The organism is Rhodococcus sp. NPDC056960, assembly GCF_042674125.1.
Classification (GTDB): Bacteria; Actinomycetota; Actinomycetes; order Mycobacteriales; family Mycobacteriaceae; genus Rhodococcus_F.
The window spans coordinates 306,279-322,099 of sequence record NZ_JBHURF010000002.1 but is presented as its reverse complement, the minus strand read 5'-3'; the positions used below and the strand labels follow the sequence as shown (position 1 = coordinate 322,099).

The window sequence follows — 15,821 nt, the reverse complement described above, 5'->3', positions numbered from 1 at the left end:
TTTCGTTACCGCGTCGAAGTAGTTCGAGCACTACCTTGCGCGCAGTGTGACGCGGGCAACAGGGCCAGAAGACGACCGCGGGACGGTACCAGCGCGGCCCGAGAGAGGTTCTACCGCAACGCCACCTGCACGAGGACGGCGGCGCCGAGGAAGCCGAGCAACCACAGCACGCGTTGGCGGACCTGTTCTGCGGTGGTGCGGTCGAACAACCACTTCCCGGCGGCGGCGCCGAGCATGCACAGCGGTGCGAACAGGACGATCTGCGCGAGGACGGGCACGGTGAGGAGACCACCGGCGGCCGAACCGGCCGCGCCGAATGCGTCGATGACGAGGAAGAACACGACGAGCGACGCGCGCCCGGCCGCGACGTGGGAGGACGCGGAGAAGTACATCAGGACGGCGGGCGGTCCACCGAGAGCGAAGCCGCCGTTGAGGAGTCCGGACGCCACTCCGGTTGCGGTGGTCGTCGCGGGGCCGGGCAGCGACTGCCGGTCGGGGACCGCGGCCATGGCGACGGCGGATCCGATGATCGCGACACCGAGCAGCACCCGCACCAGGTCGCCGGACAACTGCGTGAGTGCCCACATCCCCACCGGCATCCCGATCAGAGTGCCGGCGAACAACCAGCGCAACGACTTCCAGTGCACCTGCCGCCACACCTGGGGCAGCATCGCGGCGCTCGCCAGGACCTCGAGGACGAAGACGGTGGGGATCACCGACGTCGGCGGGAGCAGGACGACGAGTCCGGCCACCCACACCATTGCGCCGCCGAAGCCGCCGAAGCCGCGGACGACGCCGCCGGCCACGACGACGCCGAGCGCGAAGAGGAGGGCGGGCAGCGACAGATCCCACACCGTTGCCGCCATACTCTGTCACTCCGTTTCGCCGTCGTCTCCGGAAGAAGTGTGGGGGCCGCGGCGCCGAAGCGACAGGTCCAGTCCGCGACGAATCGTCGGTACCAGGGCACACGAAGATGGCCCCCGGCCGTGTTCGCCGGGGACCACCTGGTGCGATGGTGGGATTACACGTAGTCCTTGTACTTGTCGAGCAGGCGCACCGGCTTCGACAGCGCGTCGCGGCGGAAGGGGTCGCCGAGTTCGCGGGTGCACATGATCTCGATGACCGTCGTCTTGCCCTCGTTCATCTGTGCGGCCACCGCGCGCTGCAACGCCGGGCCCACCTCTTCGAGCTTGTCGACGACGATGCCCTCGGCGCCCATCGCCTGCGCGATCCCGGCGAACGACTCGCTCTCGAGCTCACCGGCGACGAAGCGGCGGTTGTAGAAGTCGACCTGGTTCTTCTTCTCCGCACCCCACTGCCGGTTGTGGAACACGACCGCGGTGACCGGGATGTCGTGGCGGACAGCCGTCATGACCTCACCGAGGCTCATTCCCCAGGCGCCGTCGCCGGCGTACGCGATGGCGGGCCGCTCCGGTGCGGCTGCCTTCGCGCCGATGACGGTCGGCAGTGCGTAACCGCAGTTGCCGAAGCTCATCGGGGCGAGGAAGCTGCGCGGCTTCTCGAACCGCAGGTAGCTGTTGGCGACCGAGTTGATGTTGCCGATGTCGGTGGACACCATCACGTTCTCCGGCATCGCCTTCTCCAGCTCACGCAGCACCTGGCGCGGGTGCAGCCAGTTGCCTTCCTCGCCTTCCTGCTCGGCGATCATGTCGAGGCTGAACGGATCGCGCTCGTGGGTCCACTCGTCGAGTTCCTTCTCCCACGCCGCCTTCTCGGCGTCGATCTTCTTGCTGCGCTCCTCGCGGTTGGCATCGCATGCGAGTGCCTTGCTCTCGAGCCGCTCGGTGAGGGCCACGGCGGCGGCCTTCGCGTCTCCGCAGATCCCGACGGACACCTTCTTGACCAGTCCGAGCATCTTGTGGTCGGCGTCGATCTGGATGATCTTTGCGTTCTTGGGCCAGTAGTCCATGCCGTGCTGGGGCAGCGTGCCGAAGGGGCCGAGGCGGGTACCGAGCGCGAGCACGACGTCGGCCTGGCTGATCAGCTTCATCGCGGCCTTCGACCCCTGGTAGCCGAGCGGTCCGGTCCACAGCGGGTGGCTGGCGGGGAACGAGTCGTTGTGCAGGTAGCTGTTGACGACGGGCGCACCGAGACGCTCGGCAAGTGCCTTGCACTCCTCGACGCCGTCGGCCATGACCACGCCGCCGCCGGACACGATCACCGGGAACTCGGCCTGCGCCAGCAGTTCCGCGGCCTCGTCGAGGCTCTTCTCCCCGCCGGGTCCGCGGTCGAGGCGGGTGGGCTGGGGGATCTCGGTCTCGATCTCGCCGTAGAAGAAGTCGCGGGGGATGTTGAGCTGCGTCGGACCCATCTCGGACATCGCGCGGTCGAAACAGCGGCCGGTGAACTCGGCCATGCGCTTCGGGTTGTTGACGTGGCCCTGGTACTTGGTGAATTCCTGGAACATCGGGAGCTGGTTGGCCTCCTGGAAGCCGCCCAGACCGGTGCCCATGGTGCCGGCTTCGGGGGTGACGATGACGACGGGGCTGTGCGCCCAGAAGGCGGCGGCGATCGCGGTGACGCAGTTGCTGATGCCCGGGCCGTTCTGCCCGATCACCATGCCGTGCCGTCCGCTGACCCGGGCGTATCCGTCGGCCATGTGTCCCGCGCCCTGCTCGTGGACCACCGGGACGAGCCGGATGCCTGCGGGGGCGAAGATGTCCATGGCGTCCATGAAGGCGGACCCCATGATGCCGAACATGTCGGTTACGCCGTTGGCGACCATCGTCTCGACGAACGCCTCCGACGGGGTCATCTTCTGTACACCGGAGACCGCGGTGCGATCGGCACCGTTCTTCTTCTTGCTCATGTGTGATCCTCCTTCAGGGGTGCGCCGGAAACGGCAGAGAATGTCAAAAATCGGAACGTTTCGTTCGTGATTTTGTGATGTGCAGTGACTGTAGGGCACGTCACGCGCTTCGTCAACGAATGTTCCCAAAACTGGAACGGGATGTATGATTTTTCGAAACAGGCACGCAAGCGCCGCCATTCCGGCCGAGGAGGAACCGTGGGTGAGATTCACCGGATCAACGAGTCGAACGGGCACCCGACCACCGAGCTGCCCGGAGACACCCCGACGCTCCGGCTCTTCGCCCTGCTCGAGATGATCGCGTCCAAGGATCAGCTGTTCACCCTGCAGGGCCTCGTCGAGGAGACGGGCATGGCCAAACCGACGCTGCACCGCATGCTGCAGCAACTCGAGGGGGCCGGGCTCCTCACCCGGCAGAACAACGGCCGGCACTACGGCACCGGCGTCCGCCTGCGCCGCTTCGCCGAGAATCTGCTGCTCAACGACACCCATCACGGCGCCCGGCACGCGATCCTCCGGAATCTCGTCGCGGAACTCGGCGAGAGTTGCAACGTGACTACCCTGTCGGGCAGCGAGGTGGTATACCTCGACCGCGTGGAAACGCCGGAACCCCTGCGGTTTACGCTCCATGCCGGATCCCGGGTTCCCGCACACTGCTCGGCGAGCGGCAAGATGATCCTGTCGCAACTCAGCCCGGCGCAGCGCGGACGACTGCTCGGGCGGATGCCGCTCGAGCGATACACCACCAAGACGGTCACCGACGTCGACCTCATCGAGGCCGAACTCAAGCAGGTCCGCCGCGACGGCTACGCCATCGACGACGAAGAGTTCCTGCCCGGTCTCGTGTGCGCCGCGGTGCTCGTCCCGTGCGCCACAGGCAATTCCAACCTCTGCATCGCAGTCCAGGCCCCGGTCATGCGACTCACCCCCGACAAGGCACTCAAACTCCTGCCGGCCCTGCGGCGGGCGGCCGACGCCATCGGTGAGATCGAGAACGAGGTCACGAGCACCGAATCGACCGAATGAACTAAAAGGAGGGCGCATGCCCGACACGACCACCTCGGCCCCCACCCACCCCGTGTCCGCACGCGAACTGTTCGGCCTCGACACTGATCTGACGGTGCGCGCGTACCGCGAACCCGTCGACCACGTCCCCGACATCGATCCCGCGTACCGCTTCGATCACGCGGTGACGACGGCCCTGCTCGCCGGATTCGCCCGCAACCGCCGGGTGATGGTGCAGGGATTGCACGGCACCGGCAAGTCCACCCACATCGAACAGGTTGCGGCGCGGCTCAACTGGCCGTGCATCCGCGTCAACCTGGACGGACATCTCAGCCGTCTCGACCTGATCGGCAAGGACGCCGTCGTCCTCCGGGACGGCAAGCAGGTCACCGAATTCCAGGAGGGCATCCTGCCGTGGGCGCTGCAGCGGCCCGTCGCGCTGATCCTCGACGAGTACGACGCCGGCCGCCCGGACGTCATGTTCGTCCTCCAGCGCATCCTCGAGCGCGACGGAAAGCTGACGCTGCTCGATCAGAACAGGGTGCTCACTCCCCATCCCGCGTTCCGCCTGTTCGCCACCGCCAACACCGTCGGACTGGGCAACCTCAACGGCCTGTATCACGGTGCGCAGCGGCTCAATCACGCGCAGATCGACCGCTGGAACATCGTCGCGACCCTCGATCACCTTCCCGCGGAACAGGAACTCGAGATCGTGTCCGCCCGGGTGCCGTCGCTGAGCCGGGACCTTCTCGCGTCGATGGTCGCGGTGGCGAACCTGACCCGGAACGGTTTCCGGGTCGGCGACCTGTCCACCCTGATGTCGCCGCGCACGGTCATCACCTGGGCCGAGAACATCGAGATCTTCCACGACCCGGCACTGGCGTTCCGGCTGTCGTTCGTCAACAAGTGCGACGAGGCCGAGCGGCCCGTCGTCGCCGAGTACTACCAGCGGTGCTTCGACGCGGAACTGGACCGGTCGGCGATGCTCGCGACGAGCGTGGCCTGAGTCCGCGGCCATGGTCGAATTGTCCACGCGGGCAGACGCCGTCCGCCGCCGGCAGCACAGTGCCGAACTCTGCGCCGCCGCGATCCGCGCCCTCACCGGCCAGGGCGAGTTGCACTTTCGGGGTCCGGTGCTCCATCGCGGACACCGGCGGGTGCCGATGCCCGCCCCGCACCTGCACCCGTCCGCCGCCCACGACGACGTCCCGAACGTGCGCGGCGCGGGCGACGGCATGGCCCTGCGACTGCTCCACACCGATCTCGCCCTGCATCGCAGCCTGTGCCCGGCCGACACGGCAGGCAGGCTGATCTTCGAGACTCTGGAGCAGTTCCGCGTCGAGTCGCTGGCCTCCGACGCGATGGTCGGCGTGCTCGCGAATCTGGCCCACCGCTTCGCGCGGTGGTCGGAGGAGTTCGTGGCGTCCGGGTTGACGGAGACCGTGCACGGCATGCTGCTGTTCACGGTGACGCAGATGTGCCGGGCCCGGATCACCGCCCAGCCGATCCCTGAGACCACCGAGGACCTGATCGAGTCGACCCGGTTCGCGCTGGCCGGCGTCCTCGGCGACCATCTGCCGCTCCTGCGCCGAACCCGCCACTCGCAATACGACTTCGGCACTCACGCGCGCGCCGTCGCCGAGGTGATCGGCCACCGGCTGGAGTCGGCGGCGGATCCGGACGAGCACGACGACACCCGGCGCGCCGAGCGGGCCGCCGCCTTCTCCCTGATCTTCGACGCCGAGCCGGACGAGAACGAAACGTTCGCGACAGCGGTGTCGGGGCACAGCCGCGCACTGGGCGACGGCGGCGACGGATACCGCGTCTTCACCCGCGCCTACGACGAGACACGGGACATCGCGTCGCTCGTCCGGCCCGCACTGCTCCAGGAGTACCGCCGACGGCTCGACCTCATCATCGATCACCGGCACATCAACGTCCGGCGACTCGGACGGCAACTGAAGGCGCTGTTGTCGGAACCCGTCCGCGAAAGCTGGGAGGGCGGCCGGGAAGAGGGGTACATCGACGGTCGCCGACTGGCGCAACTCGTCACCTCACCCACCGAACGCCGACTCTTCAGAGCCGAACGCACCGAACCCTTGACCGACGCGACGGTGACCTTCCTCATCGACTGCTCGGGGTCCATGAAGGAGTTCGGCGAACCGGTTGCGGTGCTGGTCGACGTGTTCGCGCGGGCGCTCGAGCTGGCCGACGCCCGCTGCGAGATCCTGGGTTTCACGACCGCCGCCTGGAACGGGGGCCGGGCCCGCAAGGACTGGCTCCGATCCGGACGCCTCGATAACCCGGGTCGGCTCAACGAAGTGCGGCAGCTGGTGTTCAAGGACGCGGAAACCACCTGGCGCCGAGCACGTCCCGCCATCGCGGGACTGCTGAAGAACGACCTGTTCAAGGAGGGCGTCGACGGTGAGGCCGTCGACTGGGCGTGCACACGGATGCGCGCCCACGGCCCGGGCAGGAGGCTCCTGTTCGTGATCTCGGACGGCAGCCCACTGGACGGCGCCACCGCGCTGGCCAACGACGAGTTCTACCTGGACCACCACCTGCAGGAGGTGGTCGAGCGACACGAAGACGAACGGGACGTCGAGGTGTACGGGCTGGGGGTCGGGCTGGATCTGAGCCCGTACTACGACCGTTGCCGGACGCTCGATCTGTCGCACGGTACCAACAGCGACGTCATCGCCGACGTGCTGTCGATGATCGCCCACTGACACCGGCCACCTGCCGGTGGCACGACACTGAAGGAGTTCCACTCATGACCGAACGCCGGGTTTCGCTGGTCACCTTGGACATTGCCGGTACGAGTGTCGACGAGGGCGGCGCCGTGTACGTGGCGTTGCGCGACACCGTCGAGAACTATCTCGGCGCGCCGATTCCGGACGATCGATTCGACCGCTGGAAGGGCACGGGCAAGCGACAGGCCATCGAGGGACTGCTGCGTGAGAGCGGCGTCCCCGCCGACACGGCCGTTCTCGACTCCGTCGAATCCGAGTTCACCGCCATGCTCCTGGGCGCGTACCGGAAGACACCACCGACCGCACTGCCGGGAGTCGCGGACGCCTTCGCCGCATTGCGGGGCGGCGGCGTCAAAGTGGTTCTGCAGACGGGATACTCACGCGGCATTGCGGGACCGCTGCTGGAGCAGGTCGGCTGGGAGATCGGGCGAGACGTCGACGGCGTGATCACCAGCGATCAGGTGCGAATGAGCCGCCCGTCGCCGTATCTCATCTTCCGCGCGATGGAGCTCGCCGGAGTGCAGAGCGTCGACGAGGTCCTCGTCGGCGGCGACACCCCCAACGATCTGCGGGCAGGCACCAACGCCGGTGCGCGATACGTGGTGGGCGTGCTGACCGGTGCCCACGACGCCGGCACCCTGCGTCCGGAACCGCACACCCACATCCTGGACAGCGCGGCGAACATCCCTCAGCTGCTGAGCTGACCGGCCGGCAATCCAGTTCAGTCGCGGTAGCTCGGGGCGGGCGGACCGGTTGCCGGTCCCAGTAGGCTCAGCCATCTGTCGTACAAGCGGGTCCACGTTCCGTCCGTGCGAAGCCGTTCGAGTGTTCCGTTCACGAAACGCACGAGATCGTCGTTGTTCTTGTTCGCGACGATGCCGTACGGCTCCAGTTCCAGGTTCGGACCGACGATCTCGAGGTTGGGATCCTGCGCCGCGAGGCCGGCGAGGATGGAGTTGTCGGTGCTGGCCGCGTCGGCCTGACCCAGCTGCAACGTGGTCAGGCAGTCGTCCCAGTCGGGAACGCCCACGATCGTCGCGGTGGGTGCCACGCGCTGGATCGTCGCGAGGGAGGTGGTGTCGATGAACGTGCACACCCGTTTGCCGGCCAGGTCCGCGGGCGAGGAGATGCCGGACCCTTCCGGGACCAGCAGTCGCTGATACGCCTCGAAGTACACGGTGGAGAACCCGACCCGGGCAGCGCGTTCGCACGTGATGGAGGTTGCGTGGATCACGAGGTCCACGTCGTTGTTCTCGAGCGCGTCGAAGCGGCCCGCCGACGTGAGCAGCCGGAATTCCACCTTGGACGGGTCGCCGAAGAGGTCGCGGGCGATCTCCCTCGCGAGGTCGATGTCGAACCCCTGCAGCGTGCCGGTCTTCGGATCCCGGAAACTGAACAGGTTCGTGTTCTGATCGGTTCCGACGATCAGGCGCCCGCGCGCGCGGATCGCGGCCAGCGCCGAACCGGGTGGCGCCGTCTCCGGCCGGACGGTGGGATCGGGTCGCAGGCTCGACAGTGCGCCGCAGGAGTTCGGATCCGGCGGGGGCAGCGGAGCGCTGCTCACGGGCGGCAGGATCTGGGCACCGTCCGGTAGTGAGTACCCGGAGTAGTCACCGGCGAGGGGCGGCGGCAGGGCCGCCGGCGCCGCGCACGCCGTAGCCAGCGAGACTGCCGCGACGAGCGCCGCCCAGTACCGTCCACGGGCGCCGCCGCGGGATCGTCTCGCGCCCCGGGTTCGTAGACTGATGCTCGTCATCGGCTGCTGCTCGTTCCGTCAGGTCATGCGGTCAGGTCACGGGATGACCGCAGACCAGATCTCGTCCACGGACTGCGTGGATTCCGTCGTGCGGAGTGCCTGGGTGATGAGAAGTTTCCCGGTGTTCTCCAGATGCGTGCGCATGGCGGCCTCCGCTGCCACGGGATCCCCGGCGATGATCGCGTCGATGATGGGGGCGTGTTCGTTGTCGATGTCGGCGAGGGTCCTCGTCTGTTCGGCGGTGGTGGCGCCGAGGAGCCGGGTGGTCTCGCGGAGGGTCTTGACGATCGCCCGGGCGCGGCCGTTGTCGGCGGCGTCGAGGATGAGGTCGTGCAGTCCGAGATCGTGGTGGGCGAACTCGTTTTCGTCGCCGACGGCGGCGGCATCCTGCATCAGACGCCGTTGCCTGAGCAGGGCATCGGGGAGCGTGGTGCTCGCCGTGGTGGCGGCCTTGCGGACCGCGGGTAGCTCCAACGCCAGCCGGACGGCGAAGATCTCGGCGATCTCCTTGGGCTGGGGCAGCAGGATGCGGAATCCCTGGCGGGCCTCGAACTTGATGAGGCCCACTTCTTCGAGCCGCAGGAGCGCGTCCCGCACGGGGGTGCGGGAGATGCCGAGGCCCTCGGCGAGTTGGTAGACCGAGTACTTCACGCCCGGCTTCATGCGGCCGTCGTCGATGGCGGCCCGGACGGCCGCGATCGCCTGTTCCATCCGTCGTCCCGCGAACGGGGCGAGCGGTTCGAGTTCGAGAACTTCATCTGCCACTCGATCACTGTAACAACCCGAGGCTGGTCGTAGCATGCTAGAAGCTGTAGCATGCTACGAATGATCTCCGCTGAATCACTGGCCGCTGAGCTGCGCAGTTCGGGAGTGAGCGACGTCCGCTCCGACGGCACCACCCGCGCCGCCTATTCGTCCGACGCGTCCCTCTACCGGGTGCGACCGTTGGTCGTGGCACGCCCGCGGCATGCGGACGAGGTCGCGGCGGCGCTCGCGGTGTGCCGCCGGGAGGGCGTACCGCTGACGAGTCGCGGCGGCGGCACGTCCGTCGCGGGCAACGCCGTCGGAACCGGGCTGATCCTCGACTTCAGCCGGCACCTGAACCGGGTGCTCTCGATCGACCCGGACGCGCAGACCGCCACCGTCGAACCGGGCACGATTCAGACGGTGCTGCAGCAGGCCGTGGCCCCGCACGGTCTGAGATTCGGGCCCGATCCGTCGACGTTCACCCGCTGCACCATCGGCGGCATGATCGGCAACAACGCGTGCGGTTCCCGCACTCTCGGCTACGGCCGCACTTCGGACAACGTCACGGGCCTGCACGTGCTGACCGGCACCGGCGAATCGCTGCGACTGGGCGCGGCCGGATCGATGCCCGAGTCGCCGACGCTGTCCCGGCTGGGGGAGGTCACCCGCGCCGGGCTGGCGACCATCCGCACCGAACTCGGGCAGTTCGGCCGTCAGGTGTCCGGGTACGCGCTCGAACACCTCCTGCCGGAGAACAGATTCGACGTCACCCGCATGCTGGTCGGCACCGAGGGCACCCTCGCCGTCGCCACCCAGGCCACCGTGCGGTTGGTGTCCGAACCCGCGCACCGGGTGCTGGTCGTGCTCGGCTACCCGGACATCGCGGCGGCCGGGGACGCGACCCCGCTGGTGCTGAAATTCGACCCGACGGCCTGTGAGGGCATCGATTCCCGGATCGTCGACGTCGTGCGGGAACGCCGGGGGCCCGCCGCCGTGCCGCCGCTGCCCGCGGGCGCGGCCTGGTTGTTCGTCGAGGTGGTCGGCGAGAACCTCGACGACACGATCGCCGCGGCCCGGCAGGTCGGGCGCGACTGCGGCGCCGTCGACAGCCTCGTGGTCACCGACGCGGGCCGCACCGCGCAGTTGTGGCGGATCCGCGCCGACGGCGCCGGCCTCGCCGGGCGCAGCCCCGCCGGACTGCCGGCACACGCCGGCTGGGAGGACGCCGCGGTGCCACCGGCGATGCTGGGCAACTATCTGCGCGACTTCGACGCCCTGATGGACGAGTACGGCGTCACCGGACTGCCGTACGGGCACTTCGGCGACGGATGCCTGCACGTGCGCATCGACTGGCCGCTCGGCGCACCCGGCGGCAGCGGCATCTTTCGCGAATTTCTCGTGGCGGCAAGCACACTCGTCGCCGGATACGGCGGATCGCTGTCGGGAGAGCACGGCGACGGACGCGCCCGCAGCGAACTCCTTCCGCTCATGTACTCGCCCGACGCGATGGCCCTCTTCGCCGCCGTCAAGCACACCTTCGACCCGGACAACATCCTCAACCCCGGTGTCGTCGTCGACCCCCGCCCAGTCGACGCGGATCTGCGGATACCCGCCGCGCCGCTGGTCCGCCGCAACCTGGCCCTGGCCTATCACCACGACGACGGCGACTTCACGCAGGCGGTACACCGCTGCACCGGCGTCGGAAAATGCCGCGCCGACAACACCGCCACCGGGGGCGTGATGTGCCCGTCGTACCAGGCGACCCGGGAGGAGAAGGACTCCACCCGCGGCCGGGCCCGGGTGCTGCAGGAGATGATCAACGGCACCGCCGTCGACGGCGGGTGGCGATCCCCGGAGGTCCACGACGCCCTCGACCTGTGCCTGTCCTGCAAGGGGTGCTCCTCGGACTGCCCGACCGGCGTCGACATGGCCGCGTTCAAGTCCGAGGTGCTGCACCAGAGTTACCGTGGCCGGATCCGTCCGGCCGCGCACTACTCCCTGGGCTGGTTGCCGCGGTGGGCGAAGATCGCCGGCCACGCGCCGGGAGTCGTCAATGCGGCCATGCGGATTCCCGGCATCGGTCCGCTCGCGTTGTCCGCGGCGGGTGTCGACCGACGTCGCGCCATTCCCCCGTTCGCGAAGCAGACGTTCCGGTCCTGGTTCAAGGCCACCGAGCACGACCGCGCCACCACCGGCGACCCGGTGATGCTGTTCGTGGACTCGTTCACCAACTACTTCACCCCCGAGGTCGGGCACGCCACCGTGCGGGTGCTCGAGGCCGCCGGCTACCGGCCGCAACTGACGGACAAGCAGCAGTGCTGTGGGCTCACCTGGATCTCCACCGGGCAGCTCACCGCGGCGAAGAAGATCCTCGGGCGCACCGTCGATGCGCTGTCCGGCAGTGCCGCCGCCGGGATACCGATCGTCGGGATGGAACCGTCCTGCACGGGTGTATTGCGCTCCGACGCGGCGGAACTGCTCGGTCGGACAGCCGCCGAACCCGTTGCCGCCGCCACCCGCACCCTTGCGGAACTGCTGACCGACCGCGGGTGGGAACCGCCGTCCCTCGAGGGCACGTCCGTTGTCGCACAACCCCATTGCCACCACCATTCGGTGATGGGATGGAGCCCCGACGCGCAGCTGCTGGAGAAGGCCGGCGCCCAGGTGCAGCGGTTGGGCGGATGCTGCGGCCTCGCCGGCAACTTCGGTGTCGAAAAGGGGCATTACGAGGTGTCGGTGGCCGTCGCGGAGCAGCAACTGCTGCCCGCGGTGGCGGCGGCGGACGCAGACACCACCATCCTCGCCGACGGATACTCTTGCCGCACACAGCTGTCGGATCTGACCGACCGCCGCGGCGACCACCTGGCGCAGCTCCTCGCGGCACGGCTCGACGCCGACGCCTCGGACCGACGGGACTGACCGTCATCGACCGTTCCGACCGGACACGCGAAACGGGGCGGCGGCGGAGACCGTGGTCGGTCTCACTCGCCACCGCCCCGTACGGGGGTGCGTTACCTCGCGGCAGGAGCGACGATGTCGTGTGCCAGTGGGTTCTTCGGAGTGCTGCGACGCCGGAATCGGTAGGCGATCAGCGTGACGGCGAGCGCGGCGACACTCAAGGTGATTTGCGAGCGGGACGACTCGACGGCGAACATCGACACCAGCACCGCGAAAATTCCGCAGGCGGCGAGGATCGACAGGTAGGGAAACAGCCACATCTTCAGACGCAGCTGCCCGACCTCCTCACGAGTCATCAAGCCGCGCAGTTTGATCTGCGACAGCGCGATCATCAGATACACCATCAGGATGGTGGCGCCGGAGGCGTTGAGCAGGAAGGCGAACACCGTGTCGGGCGAGAGGTAATCCAGTCCGATGCAGGCGAACCCGACGAGCGTCGCGAGCAGCAGCGAGTTGCGGGGAACACCGTGCCGGTCCAGCTTGGCGATGCCCTGCGGCGCATCACCGTGCCGGGCGAGCGTGAACAGCATCCGCGACGACGTGTAGAGACCGGAGTTCAGGCACGACAGCACCGCGACGAGGACGACGGCGTTCATGATGTCGGGACCACCCGGAATTCCCATGTGGGTCAGGGCTTCCACGAACGGCGACTGGCCGACCTTCACGTCCGTCCACGGAACGATGACCGCCAGCAGCAGCACCGACCCGATGTAGAAGAATCCGACCCGCGCGATCACCGAGTTGGTGGCCTTCGCGACGGCCTTCTCCGGTTCCGCGGACTCCGCGGCGGCGATGGTCGCGATCTCGGGGCCGACCATCGAGAAGACGGCGACGACGACACCGGACAGGATCACCGTCCAGCCGTTCGGGGTGAACCCGCCGTGGTCGGTGAGGTTGGTGAAATCGGCGGATCGACTCGGCCACAGGCCGAACGCGTATGCGGCGCCCAGCCCGAGGAACAGCACGATCGCGGCCACTTTGATTCCGGCGAACCAGTATTCGAACTCACCGAAGTTGCGGACCGACCGCAGATTGGTCGCGACCATCGCCAGCAACAACGCCGCCGCCATCACCCAGGAGGGCAGGTCGATCCACCGTTGCAGCAGCTTGCCGCCGATGACCGCCTCGGCCCCCACCGCGACGACCCAGAAGAACCAGTACAGCCACCCGGTGGTGAAACCGGCCCACCCGCCGAACGCCTTCCGGGCGTACCCGGCGAACGACCCGGTCGACGGGTTGGTGGTGGCCATCTCGCCGAGCATCCGCATTACCAGCACGATCACCACGCCGGTGATCGCGTACGACACGAACGCTGCCGGACCGGAACTGTGCAGCAGGGCACTCGAACCCACGAACAGACCGGCACCGACCACACCCCCGATCGCGATCATCGTCAGATGCCGCTGTTTCAAGGACTTCTGCAACGTCTCGGGCGGTTGTTCGAGAGTGGGCATCACACGCTCCAAAGGTCGAGTCGGGCACGAGATCGACACCGCGACCAGTGCCTCGAGATTCGTCGGCGCGGCGTTCGTGTGACCAACGTAACGACGAACCACGTAGCATGCCAGGGACGGATGTCAGAACTTTTCCCACCGCCGGTCAGACAGTTGTATGGCCGACTCCCCTTGATCGCCATACTTATCGCGCACGAAATACGCTGTTCACGGAGATGGTGAAGTGACACTCGATGAAATGGTCACCGAGGTGGCCGAACGGCTCTCGGCATCGGTCGTCCTGGTCGACAGGGCGTTTTCGCTGATCGCTTACAGCACCCAGTCGCCGGGCGTCGACAAGGATCGGGTGCAGTCGATCCTCACTCGCAGCTGCCCGCCGGAGGCCCGCGCGTGGTACGAGAGTTTCGGAATCGCCGATACCACGCGCCCCGTGGTGACGCCGGAGAACCCGGACATCGACGCGTCGGCGCGGATCTGCCTGCCGGCCCGCTACGCGGGTGCGGCGTATGGATACCTCTTCGTTCTGCCGGACGAGAACAGCACCGTCACGGAGAAGGACCTCGCCGCCGTGATGGCGCTGGCCGGGCACGCCGGCGCCCAACTCGCCCACACCTCGCGAGGCCGCGACGACCTGGCGGTCGCGGTCGCCGACCTCCTCGACGGCGACCGAAAGGCCCACGCCCGCGCGCTCACTCGCATCGAGGACTCCAGCCTCTACCCCGACGGCTGCGCACTGACCGTCCTGGCCGTCGACGGCCACCTCCCGGCGCCCGGCACGCGGACCCTGGTGGCGCAGATCGGATCACTGACCGCGGTCGTGGTTCCCGCCACCGAGGGCGCCGTCGACCCCGTGCGGTCCATCGCCGACAGCGGCGCGGCTGCCGGAGCCGTGGTCGGGGTGGGCGGCGCGTGTCACGGGCTGCGTTCCGCCCGGCGGAGCTGGCAGCAAGCCGCACTTTCCGTCCGGGCGGCCCGGCACGACGCGTCGATGGGACCGATAGTCCACTGGGACGAACTCGGCATCTATCGACTGGCGGCGTGCGGACCCTCCGGCGCGCTCGCCGATGCCGTGCTGACACCGGCGGTGCGGGCCCTGCTCGACCACCGCAACCTCGACCTGCTCACCACCGCCCGAACGTATCTCGACCAGGCGGGCGACACCGGCGCGACCGCGGCAGCGCTCGGAATTCACCGTCAGACTCTCTACTACCGACTCGCCAAGATCGAGGAGATCACCGGACTGAGCCTGTCGGTGGGCGCGCAGCGGCTGGAACTGCACCTCGGTCTCACCCTCGAACGCTTCCTCGTCGACGAATACTCCGGCGGCGCAACGGGACATCCAGACTGACGCCCGGCGATCACGCCTGCCGCGCCCCGGTCGCACTCGGGTCGACGACGCCGCGCACGATCTCGGTGACGGCCCGCACGGTCGGTCTGATGTCCGAGCCGGCGAGCCGGATCAGCACGATGCGCCGGCCGATCTCCTGGGTGAGGTCGACCCGGATGATCGGCACCGAGCTGTTGAGCCGGATCATCATGTCCGTGACCGGAGCGGCTCCCAGCCCCTCTCCAGCCAGCGCCAGCGAGACGGCGGTATCGACGATTTCGTGTCGCACGACCGGCTCGAAACCCTCCTGCCGACAGGCCGTGCGCACCGCGCGACCGAACTGCGTTTCCGCCGGGGGCAGGATCCAGTTCCACTCCGCCGCCTCACGCAGATCGATGGTGCCCTCGGTGCGGATGCCGTAGGCGCCGGGGGAGACGGCGAGCCCGAAAAGTTCGCTGCGCAGGGTGATCATCTCGATGTCCGGGGTCCGGGGCATCGGCGAGTGGGGGTAGTCCAGTCCGAAGGCGACGTCGACATGGCCGCGTTGCACCGCGGTGGCGGCCTCGTCGACATCGAGTTCGCGGCTGCTCAGGCCGAGCTGCGGATACTTGCGCTTCGCGGCGGCCACGACCGGCGGCAGCAGCGCCGCAGCGGTACTGCCGAACGTGCCGAGGAGGAGAGGCGCGGCAACGTCGTCGTGCACCGCGCGCAGCGCATCGCGGGCCGCCTGTTCCGCGTTCAGGATCCTCGCGGCGTGTTCGGCCAGGACGGTACCGGAGTCGGTGAGCACGACATTGCGTCCCACCTTGGTGACGAGCTGGGCGCCGACGGTCTTCTCCAGCGCTGCGATCTGCTGCGATACCGCGCCGGCCGTGTATCCGAGCTCCTCGGCGACCGCGATCATCGTTCCCCGCCGAGCCAGCTCCCGGAGTGCGAGGAGGTGCGCCAAGCTCATATTCATATAGAGATCCTAAACGGTGATCGGCAATTT

General features: G+C 68.3%; 12 protein-coding genes. 6 read left to right on the top strand and 6 right to left on the bottom strand.

Annotation, left to right across the window (positions count from 1 at the left end):
• Positions 1 to 110: 110 nt before the first annotated feature.
• On the bottom strand, positions 111 to 866 hold the full coding sequence (locus ACFTWF_RS04525; protein WP_378460072.1) for a TSUP family transporter: 756 nt from the start codon (positions 864 to 866) through the stop codon (positions 111 to 113).
• Between the two features lie 155 nt (positions 867 to 1,021).
• Positions 1,022 to 2,830, bottom strand: coding sequence for a sulfoacetaldehyde acetyltransferase (gene xsc, locus ACFTWF_RS04520; RefSeq protein ID WP_378460071.1), 1,809 nt, complete (start codon positions 2,828 to 2,830; stop codon positions 1,022 to 1,024).
• A gap of 198 nt (positions 2,831 to 3,028) precedes the next feature.
• Here xsc and ACFTWF_RS04515 point away from each other — a divergent pair, with 198 nt between their 5' ends.
• Genes ACFTWF_RS04515 through ACFTWF_RS04500 form a run of 4 tightly spaced genes read left to right on the top strand, consistent with a single transcriptional unit; the run spans position 3,029 to position 7,292 of the window.
• Positions 3,029 to 3,856 carry an IclR family transcriptional regulator gene (locus tag ACFTWF_RS04515; RefSeq protein ID WP_378460070.1) on the top strand — a complete coding sequence of 276 codons (828 nt, stop codon included), beginning with the start codon at positions 3,029 to 3,031 and terminating at the stop codon, positions 3,854 to 3,856.
• Positions 3,857 to 3,872: 16 nt separating this feature from the next.
• On the top strand, positions 3,873 to 4,841 hold the full coding sequence (locus ACFTWF_RS04510) for an AAA family ATPase (RefSeq protein ID WP_378460069.1): 969 nt from the start codon (positions 3,873 to 3,875) through the stop codon (positions 4,839 to 4,841).
• A 10-nt stretch (positions 4,842 to 4,851) separates the two neighbouring features.
• The gene (locus ACFTWF_RS04505) at positions 4,852 to 6,564 is read left to right on the top strand and encodes a cobalt chelatase (protein ID WP_378460068.1); all 1,713 of its coding nucleotides are present in this window, start codon (positions 4,852 to 4,854) and stop codon (positions 6,562 to 6,564) included.
• A 44-nt stretch (positions 6,565 to 6,608) separates the two neighbouring features.
• Positions 6,609 to 7,292 carry a phosphonatase-like hydrolase gene (locus tag ACFTWF_RS04500; protein WP_378460067.1) on the top strand — a complete coding sequence of 228 codons (684 nt, stop codon included), beginning with the start codon at positions 6,609 to 6,611 and terminating at the stop codon, positions 7,290 to 7,292.
• 17 nt (positions 7,293 to 7,309) lie between these two features.
• Here the strand turns inward: ACFTWF_RS04500 and ACFTWF_RS04495 are convergent, their stop codons facing one another.
• Both ACFTWF_RS04495 and ACFTWF_RS04490 read right to left on the bottom strand, forming a co-directional pair.
• Positions 7,310 to 8,344 (bottom strand): glutamate ABC transporter substrate-binding protein, encoded by a 1,035-nt coding sequence (locus ACFTWF_RS04495; RefSeq protein ID WP_378460066.1) that lies wholly within the window; start codon positions 8,342 to 8,344, stop codon positions 7,310 to 7,312.
• Between the two features lie 36 nt (positions 8,345 to 8,380).
• Positions 8,381 to 9,109, bottom strand: a complete 729-nt coding sequence (locus tag ACFTWF_RS04490; RefSeq protein ID WP_378460065.1) for a GntR family transcriptional regulator — start codon at positions 9,107 to 9,109, stop codon at positions 8,381 to 8,383.
• Positions 9,110 to 9,160: 51 nt separating this feature from the next.
• On the opposite strand from ACFTWF_RS04490, the gene ACFTWF_RS04485 reads away from it, so the two are divergent.
• A complete protein-coding gene (locus ACFTWF_RS04485) occupies positions 9,161 to 12,010 on the top strand; it encodes an FAD-binding and (Fe-S)-binding domain-containing protein (protein ID WP_378460064.1) in 2,850 nt (949 codons plus the stop codon).
• 92 nt (positions 12,011 to 12,102) lie between these two features.
• On the opposite strand, the gene ACFTWF_RS04480 is transcribed toward ACFTWF_RS04485, so the two are convergent.
• Entirely contained in the window at positions 12,103 to 13,503 is a 1,401-nt protein-coding gene (locus tag ACFTWF_RS04480) for an amino acid permease (RefSeq protein ID WP_378460063.1), read from the bottom strand.
• Positions 13,504 to 13,726: 223 nt separating this feature from the next.
• Between ACFTWF_RS04480 and ACFTWF_RS04475 the strand changes: the two genes are divergently transcribed.
• Positions 13,727 to 14,851: a PucR family transcriptional regulator gene (locus ACFTWF_RS04475; RefSeq protein ID WP_378460062.1), complete on the top strand. Its 1,125-nt coding sequence runs from the start codon at positions 13,727 to 13,729 to the stop codon at positions 14,849 to 14,851.
• 10 nt (positions 14,852 to 14,861) lie between these two features.
• Here the strand turns inward: ACFTWF_RS04475 and ACFTWF_RS04470 are convergent, their stop codons facing one another.
• Entirely contained in the window at positions 14,862 to 15,791 is a 930-nt protein-coding gene (locus ACFTWF_RS04470) for a LysR family transcriptional regulator (RefSeq protein WP_378460061.1), read from the bottom strand.
• Positions 15,792 to 15,821: the final 30 nt, after the last annotated feature.

Coding starts and splice junctions, on each gene's coding strand:
- ACFTWF_RS04525 (WP_378460072.1), bottom strand. CDS start 866: ATGGCGGCAACGGTGTGGGATCTGTCGCTGCCCGCCCTCCTCTTCGCG.
- xsc (WP_378460071.1), bottom strand. CDS start 2,830: ATGAGCAAGAAGAAGAACGGTGCCGATCGCACCGCGGTCTCCGGTGTA.
- ACFTWF_RS04510 (WP_378460069.1), top strand. CDS start 3,873: ATGCCCGACACGACCACCTCGGCCCCCACCCACCCCGTGTCCGCACGC.
- ACFTWF_RS04505 (WP_378460068.1), top strand. CDS start 4,852: ATGGTCGAATTGTCCACGCGGGCAGACGCCGTCCGCCGCCGGCAGCAC.
- ACFTWF_RS04500 (WP_378460067.1), top strand. CDS start 6,609: ATGACCGAACGCCGGGTTTCGCTGGTCACCTTGGACATTGCCGGTACG.
- ACFTWF_RS04495 (WP_378460066.1), bottom strand. CDS start 8,344: ATGACGAGCATCAGTCTACGAACCCGGGGCGCGAGACGATCCCGCGGC.
- ACFTWF_RS04485 (WP_378460064.1), top strand. CDS start 9,161: ATGCTACGAATGATCTCCGCTGAATCACTGGCCGCTGAGCTGCGCAGT.
- ACFTWF_RS04480 (WP_378460063.1), bottom strand. CDS start 13,503: ATGCCCACTCTCGAACAACCGCCCGAGACGTTGCAGAAGTCCTTGAAA.
- ACFTWF_RS04470 (WP_378460061.1), bottom strand. CDS start 15,791: ATGAATATGAGCTTGGCGCACCTCCTCGCACTCCGGGAGCTGGCTCGG.